A 22,083-nucleotide genomic window follows, 5' to 3' on the forward strand; every position below is an offset into this window, starting at 1 on the left:
TCTGCCAGAGGGTGAACAACAGGTGAACTCACGCCGTCCGCAACATGCGGAATCAGTGCTTCAGCGGGTACGTCTCCACCGAGAGAATCCCCGCCTCGGGGTGCCGCCGCGAAAGATGGAAGACGGAGAAGCCCGCGGTCGGCAGCGTCGTCGCCTCCTCGAGGTAGGCGCCCGTGCGACTTCCGGTCGCGAGGGCGAGTTCGCGAGCGAGATCCGGGAGTACCGGTCGGTGGCTGCAGAGCAGCGCATCCTTACCGTGCCCGACGACCGACGCGACGAGCTCGCGCATGCCGTCCAGGTCGCCCGCGTCCCATGCGTCTTGGCTGATCGCGTCGGTCTGCCGCACCTGCTTCTCGCGCCGTTCTGCGAACGGGGACACGGTCGAGACGCAGCGCACCGCCGTCGACGTATAGAGGCGACGCGGCCCGAAGGCGGTGAGGATCGGCACGAGAGCAGCGGCCTGCGCCTCCCCGAAGTCCGTCAACGGGCGCAGATGATCCGGCTCGTCGCTCTGCGCACGCGGGAGCGCCTTGGCGTGGCGGAGCAGCGTCACGGAGAAGCTGTCGATGAGGTCGCGTTCGGCGAGTTTCAGGAACACGTCGAAGAGCTCCTGATCGGCGGCGTACGTCAGCCGCTCGCGCACCTCCTCGAGGGGCACCCACTCGATGGCGTCGACCTCGTCGTTCGCCTGGAACGACGCTTCGAGCGCCTTCCGCCGCGGCACGTGCGCGGCCCAGTACTGCACCGTCTTCCGGCGGTTGCCCGCGAGATCGTAGTGGATGGTGCCGATGTGCTGATCGAGCCGAACCTTCAGGCCGGTCTCCTCGCGCGTCTCGCGCACCGCGGCCTGCGGCAGGCTCTCCCCGGCGTCGAGTTTGCCCTTCGGGAACGAGATGTCGCGGCGCTTGGGCCGGTGGATGACGAGCACGAGAATGCGCTCGCTTCCGTCACTCAGGAAGTCGCGAGTCCAACAGACGGTGCCGGCGGCGAAGACCTCCTCCGTCACCGCGCTCTCCGCGCACGGAGCGCCTCGGTGCGATCCTGCATGACGAGATCCTGCAGATCGGGCAGCGGCTCCCCGGCCTCATTCATCACGGTGCGGTGCCAGCTGCCGTCGGGCAGCATGCGCCACGAGGAGACGTCGTTGCTGAAGGCGTAGTCGAAGAACCGCGAGATGCGCTCGAGGTGCTCGCGCTCGTCGAGGCGGACGAGCACCTCGATACGGCGGTCGAGATTGCGGTGCATGAGGTCTGCGCTTCCGATGAACACCTCGCGCTCCCCGCCGTTCTCGAAGGAGTAGATGCGCGAGTGCTCGAGGTACCGCCCGAGCACCGACCGCACGCGGATGGTGTCGGAGAGGCCGGGCACCTCGGCGCGGATCGAGCAGATGCCGCGCATCCACACGTCGATCGGCACGCCCGCCTGGCTCGCCCGGTAGAGCGCATCGATGATGGCTTCATCGACCATCGAGTTGCCCTTGAGTCGAATGCCGCTCGGTCGGCCGGCGCGAGCGTGCTCCGCTTCGCGCTCGATACGCTCGAGCAGGCCGCTGCGCAGCTGCAGCGGAGCGACGAGAAGACGGTCGTAGTCCGTCTCGATGGCGTAGCCCGACAGCACGTTGAAGAGCTTCGTGACGTCGCGCCCGACCTCGGGAGACGAGGTGAACAGCCCGAAGTCCTCGTAGATGCGGCTGGTCTTCGGATTGTAGTTGCCCGTGCCGATGTGGCAGTAGTGCGCGAGTCGGCCGCCCTCTTCGCGGATCACGTGCACCAGCTTGCAGTGCGTCTTCAGTCCGACCAGCCCGTAGACGACGTGCACGCCCGCCTGCTCGAGCTTGCGGGCCCAGGTGATGTTCGCCTCCTCGTCGAATCGCGCCTTCACCTCGACGAGCGCCAGCACCTGCTTGCCGGCCTCCGCGGCCTTGATGAGCGACGCGACGATCGGGCTGTCTCCGGAGGTGCGGTAGAGCGTCTGCTTGATGGCGAGTACGTCGGGATCGGTGGCGGCCTGCTCGACGAAGGCCTGCACGCTCGTCGCGAACGACTCGTACGGGTGGTGCACGAGCACCTCGCGGCGCGCGATCGCGGAGAACGTGTCGAGCTTGTCGCTCGGAGTGTTCACGCGGAACTGCGGGTGCGTCACCGGGATGTGCGGTTTGAACTTCAGGTCGGGCCGCGCCACGCGGGTCAGCGCGAACAGGCCGCTGAGGTCGAGCGGCGCCGGGAGGGTGTAGACCTGCTGCTCGTCGATGTCGAATTCGCGTACGAGCAGGTCGAGCGTCGCCTCGTCCATGTCGTCGGAGATCTCGAGGCGAATCGGCGGGCCGAACCGGCGTCGCAGCAATTCCTTCTCGAGCGCCTGGATCAGGTTCTCGGTCTCATCCTCTTCGATCTCCACGTCCTCGTTGCGCGTCACGCGGAAGACGTGGTGGTCGATGACCTCCATGCCCGGGAACAGGCCGTCGAGCTGATTCGCGATGAGCTCCTCGAGCGGGATGAACCGCACGTCGTCGACGCTCTCCCGGCCGTCGACCCGGACGTAGCGCGGGATCATCTGAGGCACCTTCAACCGCGCGAACTCGATCTTGTCCGTGTTCGGGTTGCGCACCCGGATCGACAGATTGAGCGCACGACCCGAGATGTAGGGGAACGGGTGCGCGGGGTCGACGGCGAGCGGCATGAGCACGGGGTAGATGCGCTGCTCGTAGTAGTCGGTCAGGATCTCGCGATCCGCGTCATCGAGCTGCTCCCAGTCGACGATCTTGACACCGGCCTCCGCGAGCGCGGGCTGCACCTGGCCGCGGAAGCACTCCGCATGCCGAAGCTGCAGCTCGTACGCCCGGCGGTTGATGTTCGCGAGCACGTCGGTCGGAGCGCGCCCCACGTTCGTGGGAACGGCCAGACCGGTGACGATGCGGCGTCGCAGGCCGGCGACGCGCACCATGAAGAACTCGTCGAGGTTCGCGGCGAAGATCGCGAGGAAGTTCGCGCGCTCGAGCACCGGCGTCGACGGGTCCTCGGCGAGCTCGAGCACCCGCTGGTTGAAATCGAGCCAGCTCAGCTCGCGGTCGATGTACCGGTCGGCCGGGAGCCCGGCCAGCACCTCGGTGTGGTCGCGCGGTTCGTCGTTCATGCGTCCATTGTGGCACCAGGCGCCGACGTTGCACCCGTTCGCCACTGGCGGCTCCGTGAATCAATGGTGAACCCCGCGCGCTCGTACATGCGCACGGCGCGCTCGTTCTCCCCGTCGACGTACAGCGAGACGCGTTCGGGCCGGTGCTGCGCCATGCGCGCGAGCGTCGCATCCAGGAGCAGGGCCCCCAGCCCGCGGCCCGCGTACTCGGGACGCACACCGACGGCGTAGAGCTCGGTTTCGACTTCGGGTGCGCGCAGCGTCTTCACCCAGGTCGATCCCGCGGCCTCGCCCGATTCGTCGATGAGCAGCAGGAGGTCGTCGGGGTCGAACCACTCCTCGGTGCGCATGAGCGCGAAGTCCGACTCGGTCACGCGTCCCTGCTCGGGGTGCGACGCGAAGGCCGCGGCATTCGCGCGCACCCAGCGCCCGGCGTCATCGGGCCGTTCGGGGTCGAACGCGCGCAGCGCGAACCCGCTCGGGGTGTCGATGGCCAGAGGATCGACGTCGTGCGGGGGAAGCAGGGCCGGATCGAGCGCCATTCGGAAGAGGGAGCGCACCGGGGCGAAGCCGGCGCGGGTGAGCAGCTTCTCGGCAGCCGGGTTCGCGCCGTGCGCCCAGGCGAGGGCCTCGTCGTCGATCGACGTCAGCAGCTCGGCGAGGGCCGCGGCGCCCACCCCTCGTCCCCGAGCGTCAGGGCGCACGACGAGATCGACCTCGCCCTGGCCGACGACACCCATCGCTACGGGATCCTCATCGGCACCGCTGCGGAACAGGAGGAGCGAGCGCTCCGCCTGGGCGGCTGCGAGCATCGCCTGATCGGAGACCGGGGAGATGCCGTCGTGCGCCTCGGCCGCCGCGACCAGGCGGCGGGCGAGCTCGACGTCGGACGCGCCGGTCGCGGCAGTCGACTCGAGCTTCGTCATTCCGCCTCTTCCTCCTCGATGCGGGCCCGTGCGAAGCCGTACCCGACTCCGCGAACCGTGCTGATCAGGCCCTCGTGTTCGCCCAGCTTGGCACGCAGGCGCCGCACGTGCACGTCGACCGTGCGCGTGCCGCCGAAGTAGTCGGTTCCCCACACTTCGCTGAGCAGCTGCTCACGGGTGAACACGCGCCCCGGATTGCCGGCGAGGAAGTGCAGCAGCTCGAACTCCTTGTAGGTGAGGTCGAGCGGTCGGCCGAAGAGGCGAGCGGTGAAGTTCGATTCGTCGATCACCACTCCCGCCGCCTGCACCGCGGCGGGCTGCGGCGAGGCCTGCGGGCGATCGAGCAGGCGCAGGCGAAGCTCGATCTCGACCGGACTCGCGGTCGGCAGGAGCAGCTCCTGCACTCCCCAGTCAGAAGTCAACGCCGTGAGTGCGACCTCCGGAAGAATGACGACGCGCGGCGTCTCGCTGCCGTCGACCATGCTGAGGCAGGCCGCCCGGGCGCGGCGCGCATCGAGGGTGCCATCGATCAGCACGGCGTCGAAACGATCCGCCATGGTCTCTGGAACCCGGAGGGACAGGGGGGAGGTGCGCACGTCGTGCGGGAGCAGATCGAGCCCCGGGAGTGAATCCGCCGGATCGCGGTCTGAGAGGCAGAGGAGTTGCATCGTCGTCCCTTCCTCGTCTCGTGGCCTGCACCAAATAGTACTGCGCGGCCTGTTTCGCCCCCGTTTCACGAGTGTTTCGTGCCGGTCCGGGGCGCGGCGCGTGTGGGAGAATGGCACGATGACCGAGACGCCCCCCGACACCGCGGAGACGCCAGAGGCGCACTCGTGGCACGTGCCTCGGTTGATCGTGGCCTGGATAGCCGCCGCCGTCATGGGGACGCTCGTCACGCTGCTGACCGCAGCCGCGGATCGATTCTCGTGGCTCGTGCTCGCAGTCGGGGTCGCCACGCTCGTCACATTCGCACTGCAACTGGGCACCGCGCAGCGGGAGGGGTTCATCACTCGGATCTCGTTCAGCGTCGCCGGCTCCGTCGTCATCATCGCGATCATCGACGTCATCGGGCTGCTGCTGTAGCCGAGACGCGGCACCGCAGGCGATGTAGACTGGCCCTATGCTTCTCGCTCTCGAACTCTTCTATCTCGGTCTCCTCGGCCTGGCCTCTCTCGCGATCGCGTGGGTCTCCGGCACGGTCATCTACAAGCTCTTCAAGGGGCAGCGCTGAGCGCTCCTGAGACCGATGCCGCGGGGCGCGGAAGCACCGTGAACCCGTTCTCGGAACTCCCCGGTCGAGTCGTCGGCTCCGCTGACGACGTCGCGTCGCACTACGGCGAACCGCTGGTGGAGCAGCGCGCGCTCGAAGTGGGCACGGCTCTCGTCGACCTGTCGCACCACGGCATCATCGTCGTCTCCGGGCAGGATCGCCTGAGCTGGTTGCACTCGATGACGAGTCAGCACCTGCTCGCACTGCAGCCGGGGGAGAGCACCGAGACGCTGCTGCTCGACCCGAACGGCCGCATCGAACGCGCGGTGCGCGTCGTCGACGACGGCGAGCGAACGTGGTTGCTGGTCGACGCGGGTTCGGCCGCCCCGCTCGCCGATTTCTTGAACCGCATGCGGTTCGCACTCCGGGTGGACGTCGAGGATCTGAGCGAGAGCCACGCCGCGGTGCTGGCGTTCGACGGCCCCGCTGCCGACGCCCTGCGAGCGATCGGACCGGAGGTCGTATGGCAGGACCCCTGGGCCGAGGTCGCACGCGGGGGAGTGCAGTACGCGCGGAGTGATGCGGAGCACGCCGGGGCGCACTGGTCCGCCTCCCACTTCGTCTTCGAGCGCAGCCGGCTCTCCTCCGTGGTGGATCTCGTGCGCGACGGAAGCCTCCGAGCTGCAGGAATACTCGCTATCGACGCGCTCCAGGTGCGAGCGTGGCGGCCGTCGCAGGCCGGTGACGTCGACGAGCGCACGATTCCTCACGAGCTCGACTGGTTGCGCACCGCCGTTCACCTCACGAAGGGCTGCTACCGCGGCCAGGAGACCGTGGCGAAGGTGCACAATCTGGGGCACCCGCCCCGTCGCCTCGCGCTCCTGCACCTCGATGGAACGGGCGGTGAGCTGCCCGTCTCCGGAGCGCTCGTCTTCTCGGGCATCGGCTCCGCCACCGACCCGAGCGCGCGGCCCGTCGGTCGCATCACCCGCTCCGCCCTGCATCACGAGTGGGGCGGCATCGCGCTCGCACTGCTCAAGCGCTCGGTCGCCGAAGACGCCGAGCTCGAGGTGCGCGGCGGCGCCGAGGGCGACGATCCTCAAGCGGCACCCGGTGAGCCGATCGCTGCGACGCAAGAGGTGATCGTGCCGGCGAGTGCGGGGGCGGCCCGCGCTGTGCCGCGATTGAAGCGGCTCTGAGCCGAACGGCAGGCGATCCTCGTCTCCCCATAGACTGGGGCGCATGACGAATACGTTGATTCTGCTCCGTCACGGGCAGAGCGAGTGGAACCAGAAGAACCTGTTCACCGGCTGGGTCGATGTGCGACTCACCGACCAGGGACGCACGGAGGCGACCCGCGGCGGCGAGTTGCTCGCCGAGGCGGGATTGCTGCCGGACGTGCTGCACAGCTCCCTGCTCAGCAGGGCGATTCAGACGGCCCATCTCGCGCTCGACAGCGCTGATCGGCTGTGGATTCCCGTGCGCCGCTCCTGGCGGCTCAACGAGCGCCACTACGGCGCTCTGCAGGGCCTCGACAAGGCGGAGACCCTCGAGAAGTACGGCGAGGAGCAGTTCATGGAGTGGCGTCGATCGTTCGACACGCCTCCGCCGGTGCTCGATGACGCGAGCGAATGGTCGCAGGCCGACGATCCGCGGTACGCCGATATCGACGGCGATCGGCCGCGCACCGAGTGCCTGGCGGACGTGATCGATCGCATGCTGCCGTACTGGAAGCAGAGCATCCTCCCCGACCTCAACGCGGGCAACACGGTGCTCGTGACCGCGCACGGCAATTCACTGCGCGCGCTCGTGAAGCACCTGGACGGGATCTCCGACACCGATATCGCGGGTGTGAACATTCCCACGGGCATGCCGCTCGTGTACGAGATCGCCGAAGACGGAACTCCGGCCGGGCCCGGCCGCTACCTCGATCCCGAAGCCGCCGCCGCCGGGGCGGCTGCCGTTGCCGCACAGGGCAAGGGCTCCTGACCGGTTCCGACGCTGCAGCGACGAGTGAGGGCCCCTCCAGCGGAGGGGCCCTCACTCGTCAAGCGGAGACGCGAATCGTGAACCGGGGATCAGTCCTCGTCGTCGTCCGTGTTGTACTTACTGGCGTATTCCGCCCACGGGTCTTCTTCCCGCACCCGCGACGCCTCTGCGGCTGACAGTTCCTGTTGCAGCGCAGAATAGTTCGTGTCGGGGCTGAAGTACTTCAGCTCCCTGGCGACCTTGGTGTGCTTTGCCTTCTGACGGCCGCGCCCCATGCGTGACCCCCTTACACAGTCGGGCCTCGCGAGTTGACCCCCGAGGCAGATACCAGTTCATAGACGTATGGTGCAGATTCTAGCACGATGAACCTGCCGCTCGGACGCAGGGCGTTAGCATGTGGGCATGCCCTCGATGCGCACTCGCCCCTCCCGAATCGTGCTCATCGCGCTGCTCGTCGTGGCCGCCCTCGTGCTCGTCGCGGTCGTCGCGGTGAGCGCGCCGATCCTGTTGCATCGCAGCGCCGGAGGCTCGGGGCAGGAGATTCCGGCGAGTGCCGTACCGGAGACGACGGCGCGCGGCGCCGACGGTCGCGTGCGGACGCTCAGCGCTCATGACGGCGACGGTCCGGCCGATCTCGGGGCTGTCGCACCCGGCGAGACGCTGCGGATCGACGGTTCCGGGTTCGATGCCGGCATCGGCATATATGTGGCGGTGTGCGCGATCCCGGCGTCGAGCGAGGAGAAGCCCGGCCCCTGTCTCGGGGGGATTCCCGAGGGGGCCGAATCCGGCACTGTCGACGAGTCGCGGTTGACGAGTGCGTGGGTGACGAACGACTGGGCCTGGCGCAGCTTCGCGACGCATCAGTATTCGGACGCGTCCGAGGGCAGCTTCTCGGTGACGCTCACGATGCCGGAGCCGGCGAGCACGGGGCTCGACTGCCGGGAGACGCGCTGCGCGATCGCGACGCGAGCAGATCACACTGCGGGCTCGGATCGCGTGCAGGACATGCTGCTGCCCGCCGTCTACGAGTGAGGCCCGCCCGTACCGCCTCGACCGTGTCGGCCTCCGAGAGGACGCGTCAGTGAGCGATCCCCGCGAGCGGGGCGATCACGAGGGTCGCGATCGCGTAGATCGCGAGCCCCGCGAGTGAGCCGACGACCGTTCCGTTGATGCGGATGAACTGCAGGTCCTTGCCCACCTGGAGCTCGATCTTCTCAGCGGCTTCGCGCGCGTCCCAGCGCTGCACGGTCTCCGAGATGACATTGGCGAGGTCGTGCCGATACGTGCGCACGAGGCGCTCCACCACCTCCATCACCCAGACGTCGATCTTGTACTGCAGCGTCGCATCCTCCTGCAGCTTGCAACCGAAATCCTGCGCCGCGCGCACCATGCGGGTGCGCAGATCGCTCTCCGGGTCCTCGAGCATATCGATGAGCGCCGTACGGGCGGTCTGCCAGGTGCTCTGCGCGAGCGCCCGGATTCGCGGACTGTCGAAGACGCCGTGCTTGAACGCCTCGAGCTGGCCCTGCAGTCGCTCCTGCGACTGCAGATCGTCGGCGAGATCCGTGAGGAACTTGCTCACGGCGATGCGGAACGGATGGTCTCGATCCGCGGCGACGCTCTGCACGAAGCGCACGGCCTCCGCGTGCAGACGGTGGTCGACGAACCGGTCGACGATTCCCGGCATCCACGATGGCAGCCGCGACGACACCACTCGATCGAAGGCGTCGGGGTGCTCGACCAGCCACCCCTCGAGGCGTTCGGCGGCGATATCGAGCAGGGCCTCGTGATGGCCACCGGCGACGAACGATTCCGCGGCGCGCCCGAGCAGGGGGCTCCACTCGGGTTCGATCACGTGGCGGCGCACCAGCACCTCGACGAGCTCCTGCACGTCGTCGTCATCGAGCACGGCGAGCGCACCGAGGCTCCCCGAGGCCGCCATCGCGCCGACCCGCTCGGCGTTCCGGCGATCCGACAGCCATTCGCCCGCGCGTCGCGCGCCGCTGATCTCCGAGAGCTTGTCGTGCACGACATCGTCGGCGAGGAAGTTCTCCTCGACGAACGAACCCAGACCCTCGCCGATGTCATCCTTCTTCTGGGAGATGAGGTTCGTGTGCGGAATCTTCAGGCCGAGCGGGTGCCGGAACAGGGCGGTGACGGCGAACCAGTCCGCGAGGGCGCCGACCATGCCGCCCTCGCTCGCGGCGCGCACGAACCCCCAGCCGGGGTAGCGGGCCTGCAGGATGAACGAGACCGCGAAGATCACGGCCATCGCGATGAGCAGGCCGACGGCGATCGCCTGCATCCGCCTGAGCTCGGCGAGGCGCTGGAAGTCGACGGGCGAAACGGCACCGAGCGTTCGGCGGGTGCGTGGCTGCGGCATTCCAGTATTATCTCCCCTTCGCCGCAGGCGGGGCGAGCGAGGCGCCGGCGGGGAGCGCGCGCCCGCATGGAATAATCGTGCCCATGCACCTCCTCACGGCGCTGAGCCTCAAGAACCGCGCGCTGATCGCGCTCGTCACGATCGTTGCGGCCGTGTTCGGGGTGATCGGAGTCGGGTCGCTGAAGCAGGAACTCATGCCGTCGGTGCAGTTCCCGACCATCGCAGTCGTGACGAGCTACCCGGGGGCTTCTCCCGAGGTGGTGAACAATGATGTCTCCGAGCCGATCGAGACTGCGCTGCGCGGAGTACCGCAGCTCGAGACGTCCTCCGCGACCTCGAGCACGGGTTCGTCGACGGTGCTCGCCGAGTTCACCTACGGTGTCGATCTTGCAGCGACCGAGCAGAAGGTCGAACGGGCGATCAGTCGCATCTCGCAGACCCTGCCCGAAGCGGCGGACACGCAAGTGCTCTCGGGCTCGATCGACGATTTCCCGGTGATCCAGATCGCGGTGACCCCGGCCGAAGGCGAGGATCTGCAGTCGACCGCCGCCCTGATCGAGCGCACAGCGGTTCCCGAGCTCACCGACATCGAGGGGGTGCGAGATGCGCAGCTGAGCGGCGCGCGGCCCGAGCGGATCACGATCCAGCCGAACCTCGATGCGCTGGGCGAGCGGGGCCTGAGCCCGCAGACCATCACCGACACGCTGCAGCAGAGCGGCGTGCTGATCGCCGCGGGGTCGATCACCGAGGGGGATCGGACGCTCGCCGTGCAAGCGGGCACCGAGCTGCAGTCCGCTGACGAGATCGCAGCGCTCCCCATCGCGCTGACCGCGGAGCAGTTGGCGCCCCCGCAGGAGCTCCCCGAGATCCCGGGGCAGTTCGAGGTCGAGCCGCCGGAACCCGCCGCGCCCGTGACGATCGGCGAGGTCGCCGAAGTCCGGCTCGAGCCCGGGCCCGAGCAGAGCATCTCCCGAGTGGACGGCGCCCCCGCGCTCACGATCGGCGTCACGAAGACGTCGGCGGCGAACACGGTCGACGTCTCGCACGCCGTGCAGGAGAAGCTCGACGAACTGCAGGATCAGCTCGGCGGCGCGCAGCTGACCGTGATCTTCGATCAAGCACCGTACGTCGAGCAGTCGATCGAGACGCTGACGACCGAGGGACTGCTCGGACTCGTCTTCGCAGTGCTGGTGATCCTCGTCTTCCTGATGTCGATCCGCGCGACGCTCGTCACCGCCATCTCCATCCCGACCTCGGTGCTGCTCACCTTCGTCGGCTTGAACTTCGCCGAGTACACCCTCAACCTGCTGACGCTGGGGGCGCTCACGATCTCGATCGGCCGCGTCGTGGACGACTCGATCGTCGTGATCGAGAACATCAAGCGCCACCTGGCGGACGGCGGGGATCGAGCGGCAGTGATCATCCGTGCCGTGCGAGAGGTGGCCGGCGCCATCACGGCCTCCACCGTGACGACGGTCGCCGTGTTCCTGCCGATGGCCTTCGTCGCAGGCATGGTGGGGGAGCTGTTCCGGCCCTTCGCCTTCACCGTCACCATCGCGCTCGTCGCATCGCTGCTCGTGTCGCTCACGATCGTGCCCGTGCTCGCCTACTGGTTCCTGCGCACCGGCCCGTCCCGTCGACGCCGGGGCTTCGTCACCGCGGGGAGCGGGACGGACGGCGATGCGGCGGACGCCTCCGCGCGCAGTTCCGCTGAAGAGATCGACGAGCACCCGACCGCGCTGCAGCGCGGCTACCGGCCCATCATCGAGTGGACGCTGCGCCGACCCGCAATCACGCTGCTGATCGCCGTCGTCGTGTTCGGCGGAACGCTCGCGGCGAGCCCGTTCATGAAGACGAACTTCTTGGGATCGGACGAGCAGAACTCGGTCGGGCTCGTGCAGAACCTCGCACCCGGCACCAGCCTCGACGCGCAGCTGGCTCAGGCCGAGAGCGTCGAGCAGGCGCTGAACGACGTTTCGGCGATCGAGAGCGTGCAGGTGACGATCGGCAGCGCCGGAGGGGCCGCGGCCCTGTTCGGCGGCGGCGGCGACGGCACCGTCAACTACTCGATCACGACCGACCCGGATGCCGATCAGGCTCGGGTGCAGGACGACATCCGCGCGGCCGTCGACCAGCTCGAGGGCGCCGGCGAATTCTCTCTCGGGCAATCGGGCGGAGGCGTGACCTCCTCGTCTGCCATCGAGGTCAACGTCACTGCGCCGGATCAGGCCACGCTCTCGCAGGCCAGCGATGCCGTCGTCGCTGCGCTGCAGGAAGAGGAGAGTCTGCAGCAGATCGAGAGCGATCTCGGAGAATCCCGCGAGTTCCTGCGCATTGCAGTCGACCGAGCGCTCGCCGCTGATGTCGGCCTCAGCGAGGCAGGGGTCGCGGGGCAGGTGACGCAGCAGATGCAGCCGTCGCAGATCGGGCAGATCTCGATGGACGCCAATACCGTGTCGGTGTATCTCGCGAACTCGGCGGCTCCGACGGATCAGGCCGGCGTGGCGGACCTCCCGATCCAGACCGCCGTCGGCTCCCAGCCCCTGAGCAGCTTGGCGACCGTCGAAGTGGCCGACGGACCCGTGACGGTGCGGACCGAGGACGGCGTGCGATCCGTCACCGTTTCCGCACTCCCGAAGGGCGACGATCTCGGCACCGCGAGCGCAGAGGTGACCGCGGCACTCGAGACGCTCGATCTGCCCGAGGGGGCGAACGCGAGCATCGGGGGCGTGCTCTCCCAGCAGTCCGACGCCTTCCAGCAGCTCGGGATCGCGCTGCTCGCCGCCATTCTGATCGTGTACGTGGTGATGGTCGCGACGTTCCGCAGCCTCTTGCAGCCGCTGCTGCTGCTCATCTCCGTGCCGTTCGCAGCGACCGGCGCCATCCTGCTGCTCATCGTCACCGGCATCCCCCTGGGGGTCGCGTCGCTGATCGGCGTGCTCATGCTCATCGGCATCGTGGTGACCAACGCGATCGTGCTCATCGACCTCGTGAACCAGTACCGTATGCGCGGAGACGCTCTGCGCGATGCGGTGCTGCACGGATCCCTGCAGCGACTCCGCCCCATCGTGATGACGGCGCTCGCCACGATTCTCGCGCTGACTCCCATGGCGCTCGGCATCACGGGCAAGGGCGGCTTCATCTCGCAGCCGCTCGCGGTTGTGGTGATCGGCGGCCTGCTATCGTCGACCGTGCTCACGCTCGTGGTGCTTCCCACCCTGTACTACCTGGTGGAGCGCCGCCGCGAGGGCGGGCCGAGGCGCGGCGGCGCGGGCCGTCGCCGCCGCCGGAGCCCCAGCCCCGTTCCGGGTGCGGCACTGGCCGGAGCGGGCGCGGGTGCCGGTGCCGGTGCCGGCGCGCACGGATCGGTGCCCGCCACCACCGTGGCCCCTGTAGCTCCTGCAGTGCCTGCGGCTCCTGTAACTGATGCAGTGCCTGCGGCGCCTGTGCACGGCGAACCGGTGTCTGCAGCGCCTGTCCGCAGCGAGCCCGTGCCTGCGGTGCCTCGCGATGGAGCGCCCGCGGTGCCGGATCAGCCTCCCGTTGCATCTGCACCTGCACCCGTCTCTGCACCGGCACTTGCACCTGCACCGGCACCTGAGCCGTCGGCTCTCCGCGAATCACCGTCCGAGCGGGCGTCGACTCCTGCGCACGGCATTCCGGAGCAGGTGGAAGCCGCTCCCGCAGCGGAGGAGGAGCCGGCTTCGGCGCAGGAGCCGGCTTCGGCGCAGGAGCCGGCTGCGGAAGACGATGCTCCGGTCACTCTCGAGCCCGCAGCGGTGAACGAGCCCATGGGGCCGGCCACCGAGCAGATGTCCGTCGATCTCGATCGTCTCGGCTTCACCGGCGACGACAACCCGCTCACCGACCTCGAGACGGGTTCGAGGTCGGATCGTGCGATGCCGGCTCACGCGTCGGTGGACGAGACGCCCTCGCCGGAGCCCCTCGAGCACGAGGCTTCCACGAGCAGGCTCTTCGCTGCAGACGTGACGAGCGAGCGAGCGGAGAACACCCCGCCTGCCGCCGCCGAAACGTCGCAGGAGTCTCCGTCCGAGCCCTCGTCGCACGACGCCGATGCGGAGGAGCAGCCCGAGCCGGCACCGCCGATCACTGGCGAGCTCGACTGGGAACAGCTCATGTGGCAGGCGACGCAAGAGGTCGAGGACGCAGAGCAGGCGTCGAAGCCCTCCGACGACGAGGGCGTTGATCCGAAGCACTCGCCGGGCGATTCACACTGATCATGGCGCGAAAGCGAAGCGGCGGCTTCAAGCCGCCGGCGAATTACGATCCCAATCGGAAGCCGAGACGCGCAGGGAAGCCACCGGAGCGGCAGCGTCGTTCGGACGCCGTGACGGAGGGGCGGGCGCGCGGTGATGAACAGCGGGGCGAGCGGCCTGAGCGGGAACTGCCGTCGGAGCGATCGGCGCCGCGGAGCACGAGCCCGATCCCGCAACGGCTGGAGGCGCGTCGCACCACGGCTGCTGACGCTGCCGGGCTCTCGTTCCAGGACCTCGGACTCGGGGGCAATCTCGTTCGAGTGCTCGGGGAACTCGGAGCGGAGCGGCCGTTTCCGATTCAGGCGGCTACGATTCCCGACGCGGTCGTGGGAGGCGACGTGCTCGGACGCGCTCGTACCGGCTCGGGAAAGACGATCGCGTTCGGAGCGGGGCTGGTCGAACGATTGCTGCGGCTCAAGGGTCAGGGCGCCTTCGCATCGGATCCGAAGCCTGCTCAGTCGCGGAAGCAGCGCGGGGTGCGCGAGACGCGACTCGCCACTCGGAAACCGAAGGCGCTGATCCTCGCGCCGACGCGTGAGCTCGCGCTGCAGATCGACCGCACGGTGCGGCCGCTCGCCCGCTCGGTCGGCTTCTACACGGCGCAACTCGTGGGCGGTGTGCCGGTCGATTCCCAGATCCACGCGCTGGAGCGCGGTGTCGACATCGTCATCGGCACCCCCGGTAGGGTCGAGGATCTGGTCGCGCGGCGGCGTCTCGACCTGCGGGAGGTGCTCGTCTCGGTCATCGACGAGGCGGACCATATGTGCGACCTCGGGTTTCTAGAGCCCGTGCAGCGCGTGCTGCGCCAGACCGTCCGCGGCGGTCAGCGACTGCTCTTCTCGGCTACGCTCGACGCGTCGGTGTCGGCGCTGGTCGCAGAGTTCTTACGCGATCCGGCCGTGCACGAGGCCGAAGAAGCCAGTGCCATGCCGGTGGAGCACCGCGTCCTCCTCGTGCAGCGAGCGCACAAGGACGAGGTGCTCGCCGAGCTCGCTGCGACGCCCGGCCGCACCATGGTCTTCTGCCGTACCCGCGCATACGCCGAACAGGTCGCCGAGATGCTCGCCGAAGGCGGAGTCAAGGTCACGGCGCTTCACGGCAATCTGAGCCAAGCGCGTCGCGAGCTCAATCTCGCGAAGTTCACCTCTGGGAAGGCGTCCGTGCTGGTTGCCACGGATGTCGCGGCACGGGGTCTGCACGTCGAGGGAGTCGACCTCGTGGTGCAGGCGGATCTTCCGGACGATGCCAAGGTGTACCTGCATCGCGCTGGTCGTACGGGGCGCGCAGGCACAGCGGGCAACGCCGTGCTCCTGATCCCACCGTCTCGCGAGGCGCGGACGCGTGCGATGCTGGCAGAGGCCGAGGTGGACGTCTCATTCGTCGGGGAGGTCGAACCCGGCTTCACGCATCGCCTCCCCGGCTGACCGCTCCACAAGATCAGCGGTGACGGGCGGCTGCCGACACAACGGCGGTTGATGATATCGCCAGTGAGGGATGGCCCGGTTTGGAGGAAGCTCACAAAGCGGCGACGCAGTGTCAGGGCAGTGGATTGTGCAGGCACGGCGCATCGCTTGGCGGTGTCGGCGGTCGACTCTAGGCTGACAGCAACTCCGGTGGCCCGGTGTTCAGGACCGCCCCGCTTGTCATCATCGAAGGAGTCCCGATGGCCGAACTCAACTCGTCGTCCCAGCCCCGAGTCGATACCGCAGTCGTGAGCGACGCGTTGCTCGGCAAATGGAAGACCGAACGGCTCGAGTCGCGTCAGCTCGCCGCCGACTCGCGCCTCCACACGATCCCCGGGCAGTCGATGGGCGAACATCGCGAGCGCGCTCTCGAGCAGTTGAGCATTCTCGTGGAGGAGGGGGCGATTCAGCGCGCGTTCCCGGCTGCCGTCGGAGGCAGCGACAACCACGGCGGCAACATCGCGGCGTTCCAGGAGCTCGTGCTCGCCGACCCCTCGCTGCAGATCAAGAGCGGTGTGCAGTGGGGGCTGTTCGGCGCAGCCATCCTGCACCTCGGCACGGAGAAGCACCACGAGCGGTGGCTCCCCGACGTGATCAGCCTGAAGATTCCGGGCGCCTTCGCGATGACGGAGATCGGACACGGCTCGGACGTCGCATCGATCGGCACGACGGCGACCTACGATCCGGAATCGCAGGAGTTCGAGATCCATACGCCCTTCGCCGGCGCGTGGAAGGACTATCTCGGCAACGCCGCGCTGCACGGTCGAGCCGCCGTGGTATTCGCGCAGCTCATCACGCGCGGCGTGAACCACGGCGTGCACGCGTTCTACGTCCCGATCCGCACCGAGGCCGGCGAGATGCTGCCCGGAGTGGGCAGCGAGGATGACGGAGTGAAGGGCGGACTGAACGGCATCGACAACGGGCGCCTGCATTTCACGCACGTGCGCGTGCCGCGTGAGAACCTGCTCAACCGGTACGGCGACGTTGCGCCCGACGGAACGTACTCGTCGGAGATCGACAGCCCCGGGCGTCGCTTCTTCACGATGATCGGCACGCTCGTGCAGGGACGCGTCTCGCTCGACGGGTCCGCCGTACGCGCGATGCAGGCGGCTCTCGGCATCGCAATCCGGTACGGCAGCGAGCGGCGGCAGTTCCCCGGGGCATCCGGGCGTGAAACGGTGCTGCTCGACTACGGATTGCACCAGCGGCGTCTGATCCCGCGTCTCGCGCAGACGTACGCCATGCAGTTCGCCGACGAGCGTCTTCTGACCGTGTTCGACGAGGTCTTCTCGGGTGCGAAGGACACGGACGAGAATCGAGAGGATCTCGAAACCCTGGCCGCGGCGTTCAAGCCCTTGTCGACGTGGGCCGCGCTCGACACGCTGCAGGAGGCGCGCGAAGCGTGCGGCGGCGCCGGGTTCATGGCGAAGAACCGCATCGTCGGTCTTCGCGCAGATCTCGACATCTACGTGACGTTCGAGGGCGACAACAACGTACTGCTGCAGCTCGTCGGTAAGCGACTGCTCAGCGATTACGCCGCGCAGTTCAAGAACGCGGATCGAGCGACGCTCGCGCGAGCGGCGGCGAGCCAGTTCGGCAACCGCGTCAGCCGTTTCGGGCTCCGCGTCGTGGGCCAGAGCATCGCAGATTTCGGCCAGGTCGCCCGTTCCATCGAGAGCATGCGCTCGCCGCAGGCCCAGAGGGAACTGCTGACAGACCGAGTGCAGACAATGATCGGTGAGATCGCGCTCGCACTGCGCGATGTGACGAAGGGCATCCCGAAAGAGGATCGACACGCGCGTGCGGTCGCCAATGAGAACGCGTTCAATGCGCAGCAGGCCAAGCTCATCGAGGCGGCGCGTGCTCACGGCGAACTGCTCCAGTGGGAGGCGTTCACCGATGCGCTCGAGAAGATCGACGATGCCGGGTCGCGGCAGGTGCTGACCTGGATGAGGGATCTCTTCGGGCTCGGAATCATCGAGCGCAATGCCGCTTGGTATCTCATGGCGGGGCGCATCTCCCCGCACCGGGCCGAGTCGGTCACGGCATATGTCGACCGACTCATCACCCGACTGAGCCCGCACGCCCTCGACCTGATCGAGCCGTTCGGTCTCACCCCGGAACTGCTGCGCGCGGAGATCGCCACGGGAATCGAGGCGGAGCGGCAGCAGGAGGCCCACGACTACGTCGAAGCGCAGCGAGCCGCGGGAACCTGGCCGATTCACGAGAAGGAGCTTCGCAAGCAGCAGCAGAGCGTAGCGCGGCAGAGCAGTCAGGCGAAGGCCAGCTGACCGAACCGTAGCGTCGCTCGTTAGGCTGGTCGCATGACGGAAGTGCTGCGCGACCTCTACCCGGCCATCGAGCCTTACGAACACGGCATGCTGGATGTCGGCGACGGGCACTCCATCTACTGGGAGACCTGCGGGAATCCGGAGGGCAAGCCCGTCGTCTTCCTGCACGGCGGGCCGGGCGGTGGATGCGCCCCTGATCATCGGCGGTTCTTCGACCCCGAGCGCTACCGCATTGTGCTGTTCGACCAGCGCGGCTGCGGACGGAGCGAGCCGCACGCGAGCGCACCCGACGCCGACCTCTCCGCGAACACGACCTGGCACCTCGTCGCCGACATCGAGCGGCTGCGGGAGAAGCTCGGCATCGAACGCTGGCAGGTCTTCGGAGGATCGTGGGGCTCCACCCTCGCCCTCGCGTACGCGCAGACCCACCCGCAGCGTGTCACGGAGCTCGTGCTGCGCGGCATCTTCACGTTGCGCGCGAGCGAGATTCAGTGGTTCTACCAGGAGGGCGCCTCGCACCTCTTCCCCGATGTCTGGGAGGAATACCTGGCGGTGATTCCCGAACCCGAACGGGGGGACCTGGTCGCGGCGTACCACCGACGCCTCTTCGACGAGGATCCTGCGGTGCACGTGCCCGCCGGAGTGGCGTGGACGGTGTGGGAGAACTCCACGATCAGGCTCATCCCCGACCGGGAGAGCATCGCCGGCGCGCGGGAGGACGCAGCGGGTGCGGTCGCCTTCGCTCGGATCGAGAACCACTACTTCACGAACGCAGGGTGGCTGGACGAGGGGCAGCTGATCCGCGACGCAGCAGAGAAGCTCGCCGGCATACCCGGAGTGATCGTGCAGGGCCGGTACGACGCGTGCACGCCTCCCGAGACCGCATGGGATCTGCACCGCGCATGGCCCGAAGCGCACTTCGAGATGATCCCCGATGCCGGTCACGCCGCGAGCGAACCGGGCATCATCGACGCGCTCGTTCGAGCGACCGACCGGTTCGCCGCAGCGTGAGGCACCCGATGACCGTCGACCTGCAGGAGATCCTCGACGATGTGCACGAGGCGGTACGACCGCTGATCGGCTCGGGAAGCGTCGCCGACTACATTCCGCGGCTCGCCGCCATCAACCCCGACCAGTTCGGCATCTCCGTGATGATGACCGACGGAACCCAGTTCTCGTCAGGCGATGCCGACGTCGAATTCTCGATTCAGAGCATCTCGAAAGTCTTCTCACTCGCGCTCGTGATCGCGGGGGACGGCGATGAGATCTGGCAGCGCGTGGACCGCGAGCCCTCCGGAGCGGCGTTCAATTCACTGGCGCAGCTCGAGTACAAGCGCGGCATCCCGCGCAACCCGTTCATGAACGCGGGGGCGCTCGTCGTCGCCGATCACCTGCTCTCCTTGACGCCGGACGCCGAGGACCCCGTGCTCGACTTCGTGCGCACCGAGTCGGGTAACCCGGATGTCTCGATCGATGCGCTCACCGCGGCCTCCGAGCTCGCGCACGCCGATCGCAACTCCTCGATCGCCCACCTGCTGCGCAGCTTCGGCAATCTCATCAACGATGTGGACGCGGTGCTCGATCGGTACGTGCGCCAGTGCTCGATCGCGATGAGCTGCACGGATCTCGCAGCCGCGGGGGCGTTCCTCGCTCGACGCGGCGAGAGCGCCGACGGGCGCCACTTGCTCAGCGGCAACCAGACGAAGCGGATGAACGCCGTCATGCTCACGTCGGGCTTCTACGACGCGGCGGGCGAGTTCGCGTACCGCGTCGGGCTGCCGGGCAAGTCGGGCGTCGGCGGCGGCATCCTCGCGATCGTGCCCGACGTCTGCTCGATCTGCGTGTGGGGGCCCGGGCTCGATGCGTCGGGCAATTCGCTGATCGGCATGGCTGCGCTCGACGAACTCACATCGCGCACCGGCTGGTCGATCTTCTAGCCCGAACGCGCGGCCGAGCGCCGGTCGTCGCCCGGTGCTCCTCGGTCGGCGCTTCTGCGAGCGGGGTCATTTCGGGAGGGTGTCGCTCGGGTGCCGGCCCGCAACACGCTCCCGAAGCGACCCCGCTCACGATGGGCGCCGACGCACCGCTCCGCAGTGTACTGCACCGCACCGCGGTGCGTCGGCGCAGTACACTCTGAAACATCGCGGATGGGTCAGCACCGATGAGGTCTGCGAGCGACGGAGGGGGAGTCATGACGTTCAACGACAACGTGCGCATCGACAACAGCAAGGTCAGGAAGCGCCGCGGCGCTCGGACCGGCGGAATGGTCGCGGGTGGCGGCATCGGCATCGCGCTGCTGCTCGCCCTCGGTTCGCAGCTGCTCGGGTTCGATCTGACTCCGTTCGCTCCCGCCGTGCAGCAGGCGGTCGGCGGCGGTGCGACGTCGGAGCAGTCCGAGGTCGTGCTCGACGCGTGCAAGAGCGGCGTCGACGCGAACACCGACGATGAATGCCGCATGAACGCGACGGCCGATTCCCTCGACCGATTCTGGGCCGAGGAGGTCGGCAACTACCGTTCTCCGGGCCCCGTGATCCTCTTCGACGGGCAGACGCAGTCGGGGTGCGGTGCCGCGTCAGCTGCGACGGGGCCCTTCTACTGCCCGGCCGACGAGACCATCTACATCGACGTCGCGTTCTTCGACACGCTCTCGGGCGAGTACGGCGCGTCCGACGGTTCGCTCGCCCAGATGTACGTGCTGGCGCACGAGTGGGGGCACCACATCTCAAATCTCATCGGCACGCTGCAGAGCGCCGGTCGCGAGAGCGGCCCCGCCTCGGGGTCGGTGCGCCTCGAACTGCAGGCCGACTGCTTCGCGGGCGCCTGGGTGCAGGCCGCCTCGACCACCACGGACGACCAGGGCGTCACATTCCTGAAACCGGTGACGCAGCAGCAGATCGACGACGCGATGAGCGCCGCCGCGGCCGTCGGCGACGACCACATCATGGAGTCGGCCGGCGTGGACGTGAACCCCGAGCGCTTCACGCACGGCAGTTCGGAGCAGCGGCAGCGCTGGTTCATGAGGGGATACGAGCAGGGGCCGACGGCCTGCGGCACGTTCGATGTGAGCGCCGCAGACCTCTAGGGCGGCGCGGATCAGCGGCGCTTACGCCGCTTGGCCTGCCGCGCCTCCGCCTTCTTGCGCTCGGCCTTCTCCTTCGCCGCCTGCAACTGCGCGCCGCGCGAGTTCGGCTTGAGCTTCGGGGCCTGCTTCTTCGGCTGCGCGTGCACGCGGGGCGCGCGAGCGGTGCGCTTCGTCTCCTCCTGGGCTGATTCACGCGAGCTGTTCGCGGTGCGCCCGCGCAGGATGCCGGCGAGGTGCTGCACCGTGGCGTCATCGCGCTCCGCGTTCCACACCGCCCACACGACGGGGCCGTCGAGCGGCTGCTCGCCGGGTTCAGGCCGTATGGGGAGCACCACGTGCTCGCGCTTGGTGATGAGGTGGCGCGCGAGCGGAACGGGAAGGAGGATCGCCCCGGCCCCGGTCGCCACGAGTGATAAGGCGGCGCGAGGTCCCTTCGGCATCCACGACGGGTCGGCCCAGGGCTGCGCGGCGGGCCACGCGGGGGAATGGTCGGGGTGATCGAGCAGGGTGACGAACGCGATCTCCGCGAGGCTCACCGATTCCTGCTGCGCGAGCTCGTGATCGGCGGGTACGACGAGCGCCATCGATTCGGCGTAGAGACGGATCGCGCGCCGCACGCCGTCGCCGCCTTCAGTGCCGACGGGGCGCTCGTCAGGGGCGGTGCGTTCGATGAGCACATCGCAGTCGGCTGCTGCCGCCGCCGTCTCGCCGGCCCGCGCGTCGAGGGGGGAGCCGAATGCGACCTCCAGCGGCACGAGTTCGAGCTTGCGCCCGGGCGTCGCTGCCTTCCAGCGCCGTGCCCACTTGCTCGGTGCGATGCCGCGGGCGAACCCGAGGCTGATCGGAGCCGGGGCGGATCCGCCGCCGTTCGTCGCGTCGGACTCGTGTGCGGGTGTCGTGTCGCTCACAGCGCCACCTCTCCGTAGATGTCGTGCGTGTAGGGGAGCCGAGCCGCCGAGAGCGCGATGCGGTAGTCGCCCGCGAGTTGCGCACGGCGCGCGGCGTCCGCGCTCACCGCGGCCGCGGTACCCGCGCGCGGAGCACCGGTGGCGCGAATCGGGGTGCCCTCGTCGAGATAGAGCGGCAGAGCCAGTGCGGCGTGCCCCTGGGGAGGCAGGCCGCTCGCGGGCACGACGCGCCACCACGGCGACGCGTGGCCGTACAGTGCGAGCACGCGGCCGACGGCGCGGGGCGCCGATGAACCGATCGCGATCCCGACATCGCCGTACGTCATCACGCGACCGCGAGGGATGCGCGCGACGACGTCGAGCACAGCTTCGACGAATTCGGCGCTGGGCATGCAGTAAGCCTACGCGCTCGGAAGCCGCGC

The 22,083-nt window shown here is 68.6% G+C and carries 18 protein-coding genes; 10 read left to right on the forward strand and 8 right to left on the reverse strand.

All coding sequences use genetic code 11. The features are described 5' to 3' along the window. Window positions 1–52: 52 nt before the first annotated feature. The 4 genes from PQI23_RS01315 to PQI23_RS01330 are packed head-to-tail and all read right to left on the reverse strand — an operon-like array spanning window position 53 to window position 4,726. Window positions 53–1,006: an NUDIX hydrolase gene (locus PQI23_RS01315; RefSeq protein ID WP_339970807.1), complete on the reverse strand. Its 954-nt coding sequence runs from the start codon at window positions 1,004–1,006 to the stop codon at window positions 53–55. Further along, window positions 1,003–3,132 (reverse strand): RNA degradosome polyphosphate kinase, encoded by a 2,130-nt coding sequence (locus PQI23_RS01320; protein ID WP_339970809.1) that lies wholly within the window; start codon window positions 3,130–3,132, stop codon window positions 1,003–1,005. The genes PQI23_RS01315 and PQI23_RS01320 overlap by 4 nt, the downstream gene beginning before the upstream one ends. Next, on the reverse strand, window positions 3,129–4,058 hold the full coding sequence (gene mshD / locus PQI23_RS01325) for a mycothiol synthase (RefSeq protein ID WP_339970811.1): 930 nt from the start codon (window positions 4,056–4,058) through the stop codon (window positions 3,129–3,131). The genes PQI23_RS01320 and mshD overlap by 4 nt, the downstream gene beginning before the upstream one ends. After that, window positions 4,055–4,726, reverse strand: coding sequence for a winged helix-turn-helix transcriptional regulator (locus PQI23_RS01330; protein WP_339970813.1), 672 nt, complete (start codon window positions 4,724–4,726; stop codon window positions 4,055–4,057). The genes mshD and PQI23_RS01330 overlap by 4 nt, the downstream gene beginning before the upstream one ends. Window positions 4,727–4,844: 118 nt before the next feature. Between PQI23_RS01330 and PQI23_RS01335 the strand changes: the two genes are divergently transcribed. From PQI23_RS01335 to PQI23_RS01345, 3 genes are all read left to right on the forward strand, one after another. Next, a complete protein-coding gene (locus tag PQI23_RS01335; protein ID WP_339970815.1) occupies window positions 4,845–5,141 on the forward strand; it encodes a hypothetical protein in 297 nt (98 codons plus the stop codon). 186 nt (window positions 5,142–5,327) lie between these two features. After that, window positions 5,328–6,467 carry a CAF17-like 4Fe-4S cluster assembly/insertion protein YgfZ gene (ygfZ, locus tag PQI23_RS01340; RefSeq protein WP_339970817.1) on the forward strand — a complete coding sequence of 380 codons (1,140 nt, stop codon included), beginning with the start codon at window positions 5,328–5,330 and terminating at the stop codon, window positions 6,465–6,467. 43 nt (window positions 6,468–6,510) lie between these two features. Continuing rightward, window positions 6,511–7,257, forward strand: a complete 747-nt coding sequence (locus tag PQI23_RS01345; RefSeq protein ID WP_339970819.1) for a phosphoglyceromutase — start codon at window positions 6,511–6,513, stop codon at window positions 7,255–7,257. A gap of 89 nt (window positions 7,258–7,346) precedes the next feature. Here the strand turns inward: PQI23_RS01345 and PQI23_RS01350 are convergent, their stop codons facing one another. Continuing rightward, a complete protein-coding gene (locus tag PQI23_RS01350) occupies window positions 7,347–7,532 on the reverse strand; it encodes a DUF3073 domain-containing protein (protein ID WP_339970821.1) in 186 nt (61 codons plus the stop codon). A gap of 127 nt (window positions 7,533–7,659) precedes the next feature. Between PQI23_RS01350 and PQI23_RS01355 the strand changes: the two genes are divergently transcribed. Continuing rightward, window positions 7,660–8,289, forward strand: coding sequence for a hypothetical protein (locus PQI23_RS01355; RefSeq protein WP_339970823.1), 630 nt, complete (start codon window positions 7,660–7,662; stop codon window positions 8,287–8,289). Window positions 8,290–8,335: 46 nt separating this feature from the next. Here the strand turns inward: PQI23_RS01355 and PQI23_RS01360 are convergent, their stop codons facing one another. Then, window positions 8,336–9,640 carry a DUF445 domain-containing protein gene (locus tag PQI23_RS01360; RefSeq protein ID WP_339970825.1) on the reverse strand — a complete coding sequence of 435 codons (1,305 nt, stop codon included), beginning with the start codon at window positions 9,638–9,640 and terminating at the stop codon, window positions 8,336–8,338. Between the two features lie 83 nt (window positions 9,641–9,723). Between PQI23_RS01360 and PQI23_RS01365 the strand changes: the two genes are divergently transcribed. The 6 genes from PQI23_RS01365 to ypfJ all read left to right on the forward strand — a co-directional run bounded on the left by PQI23_RS01365 (window position 9,724) and on the right by ypfJ (window position 20,753). Continuing rightward, window positions 9,724–13,878, forward strand: coding sequence for an efflux RND transporter permease subunit (locus PQI23_RS01365; RefSeq protein ID WP_339970827.1), 4,155 nt, complete (start codon window positions 9,724–9,726; stop codon window positions 13,876–13,878). Window positions 13,879–13,880: 2 nt separating this feature from the next. After that, the gene (locus PQI23_RS01370) at window positions 13,881–15,341 is read left to right on the forward strand and encodes a DEAD/DEAH box helicase (RefSeq protein WP_339970829.1); all 1,461 of its coding nucleotides are present in this window, start codon (window positions 13,881–13,883) and stop codon (window positions 15,339–15,341) included. 239 nt (window positions 15,342–15,580) lie between these two features. Further along, the gene (locus PQI23_RS01375) at window positions 15,581–17,671 is read left to right on the forward strand and encodes an acyl-CoA dehydrogenase family protein (protein WP_339970831.1); all 2,091 of its coding nucleotides are present in this window, start codon (window positions 15,581–15,583) and stop codon (window positions 17,669–17,671) included. Between the two features lie 33 nt (window positions 17,672–17,704). Beyond that, window positions 17,705–18,682 (forward strand): prolyl aminopeptidase, encoded by a 978-nt coding sequence (gene pip, locus PQI23_RS01380; RefSeq protein ID WP_339970833.1) that lies wholly within the window; start codon window positions 17,705–17,707, stop codon window positions 18,680–18,682. Between the two features lie 8 nt (window positions 18,683–18,690). Continuing rightward, window positions 18,691–19,608, forward strand: a complete 918-nt coding sequence (locus tag PQI23_RS01385) for a glutaminase (protein WP_339970835.1) — start codon at window positions 18,691–18,693, stop codon at window positions 19,606–19,608. A gap of 254 nt (window positions 19,609–19,862) precedes the next feature. After that, window positions 19,863–20,753: a KPN_02809 family neutral zinc metallopeptidase gene (gene ypfJ, locus PQI23_RS01390; RefSeq protein ID WP_339970837.1), complete on the forward strand. Its 891-nt coding sequence runs from the start codon at window positions 19,863–19,865 to the stop codon at window positions 20,751–20,753. Between the two features lie 11 nt (window positions 20,754–20,764). Here ypfJ and PQI23_RS01395 read toward each other — a convergent pair whose 3' ends face one another. Then, window positions 20,765–21,661, reverse strand: a complete 897-nt coding sequence (locus tag PQI23_RS01395) for a substrate-binding domain-containing protein (RefSeq protein WP_339970838.1) — start codon at window positions 21,659–21,661, stop codon at window positions 20,765–20,767. Continuing rightward, the gene (locus PQI23_RS01400; RefSeq protein ID WP_339970840.1) at window positions 21,658–22,053 is read right to left on the reverse strand and encodes an MGMT family protein; all 396 of its coding nucleotides are present in this window, start codon (window positions 22,051–22,053) and stop codon (window positions 21,658–21,660) included. Before PQI23_RS01400 ends, PQI23_RS01395 begins: the two co-directional genes overlap by 4 nt. Between the last annotated feature and the right edge of the window lie 30 nt (window positions 22,054–22,083).

It is taken from the genome of Leucobacter sp. USCH14 (genome assembly GCF_037619215.1).
Classification (GTDB): domain Bacteria; phylum Actinomycetota; class Actinomycetes; order Actinomycetales; family Microbacteriaceae; genus Leucobacter.

Excerpts from the sequence above, each read along its gene's own strand:
- PQI23_RS01365 (WP_339970827.1), top strand. The coding sequence starts at position 9,724 with ATGCACCTCCTCACGGCGCTGAGCCTCAAGAACCGCGCGCTGATCGCG.
- PQI23_RS01335 (WP_339970815.1), top strand. The coding sequence starts at position 4,845 with ATGACCGAGACGCCCCCCGACACCGCGGAGACGCCAGAGGCGCACTCG.
- ypfJ (WP_339970837.1), top strand. The coding sequence starts at position 19,863 with ATGACGTTCAACGACAACGTGCGCATCGACAACAGCAAGGTCAGGAAG.
- PQI23_RS01385 (WP_339970835.1), top strand. The coding sequence starts at position 18,691 with ATGACCGTCGACCTGCAGGAGATCCTCGACGATGTGCACGAGGCGGTA.
- PQI23_RS01345 (WP_339970819.1), top strand. The coding sequence starts at position 6,511 with ATGACGAATACGTTGATTCTGCTCCGTCACGGGCAGAGCGAGTGGAAC.
- PQI23_RS01370 (WP_339970829.1), top strand. The coding sequence starts at position 13,881 with ATGGCGCGAAAGCGAAGCGGCGGCTTCAAGCCGCCGGCGAATTACGAT.
- PQI23_RS01400 (WP_339970840.1), bottom strand. The coding sequence starts at position 22,053 with ATGCCCAGCGCCGAATTCGTCGAAGCTGTGCTCGACGTCGTCGCGCGC.
- mshD (WP_339970811.1), bottom strand. The coding sequence starts at position 4,058 with ATGACGAAGCTCGAGTCGACTGCCGCGACCGGCGCGTCCGACGTCGAG.
- PQI23_RS01320 (WP_339970809.1), bottom strand. The coding sequence starts at position 3,132 with ATGAACGACGAACCGCGCGACCACACCGAGGTGCTGGCCGGGCTCCCG.
- PQI23_RS01330 (WP_339970813.1), bottom strand. The coding sequence starts at position 4,726 with ATGCAACTCCTCTGCCTCTCAGACCGCGATCCGGCGGATTCACTCCCG.
- PQI23_RS01350 (WP_339970821.1), bottom strand. The coding sequence starts at position 7,532 with ATGGGGCGCGGCCGTCAGAAGGCAAAGCACACCAAGGTCGCCAGGGAG.
- PQI23_RS01360 (WP_339970825.1), bottom strand. The coding sequence starts at position 9,640 with ATGCCGCAGCCACGCACCCGCCGAACGCTCGGTGCCGTTTCGCCCGTC.
- PQI23_RS01375 (WP_339970831.1), top strand. The coding sequence starts at position 15,581 with ATGGCCGAACTCAACTCGTCGTCCCAGCCCCGAGTCGATACCGCAGTC.
- PQI23_RS01355 (WP_339970823.1), top strand. The coding sequence starts at position 7,660 with ATGCCCTCGATGCGCACTCGCCCCTCCCGAATCGTGCTCATCGCGCTG.
- pip (WP_339970833.1), top strand. The coding sequence starts at position 17,705 with ATGACGGAAGTGCTGCGCGACCTCTACCCGGCCATCGAGCCTTACGAA.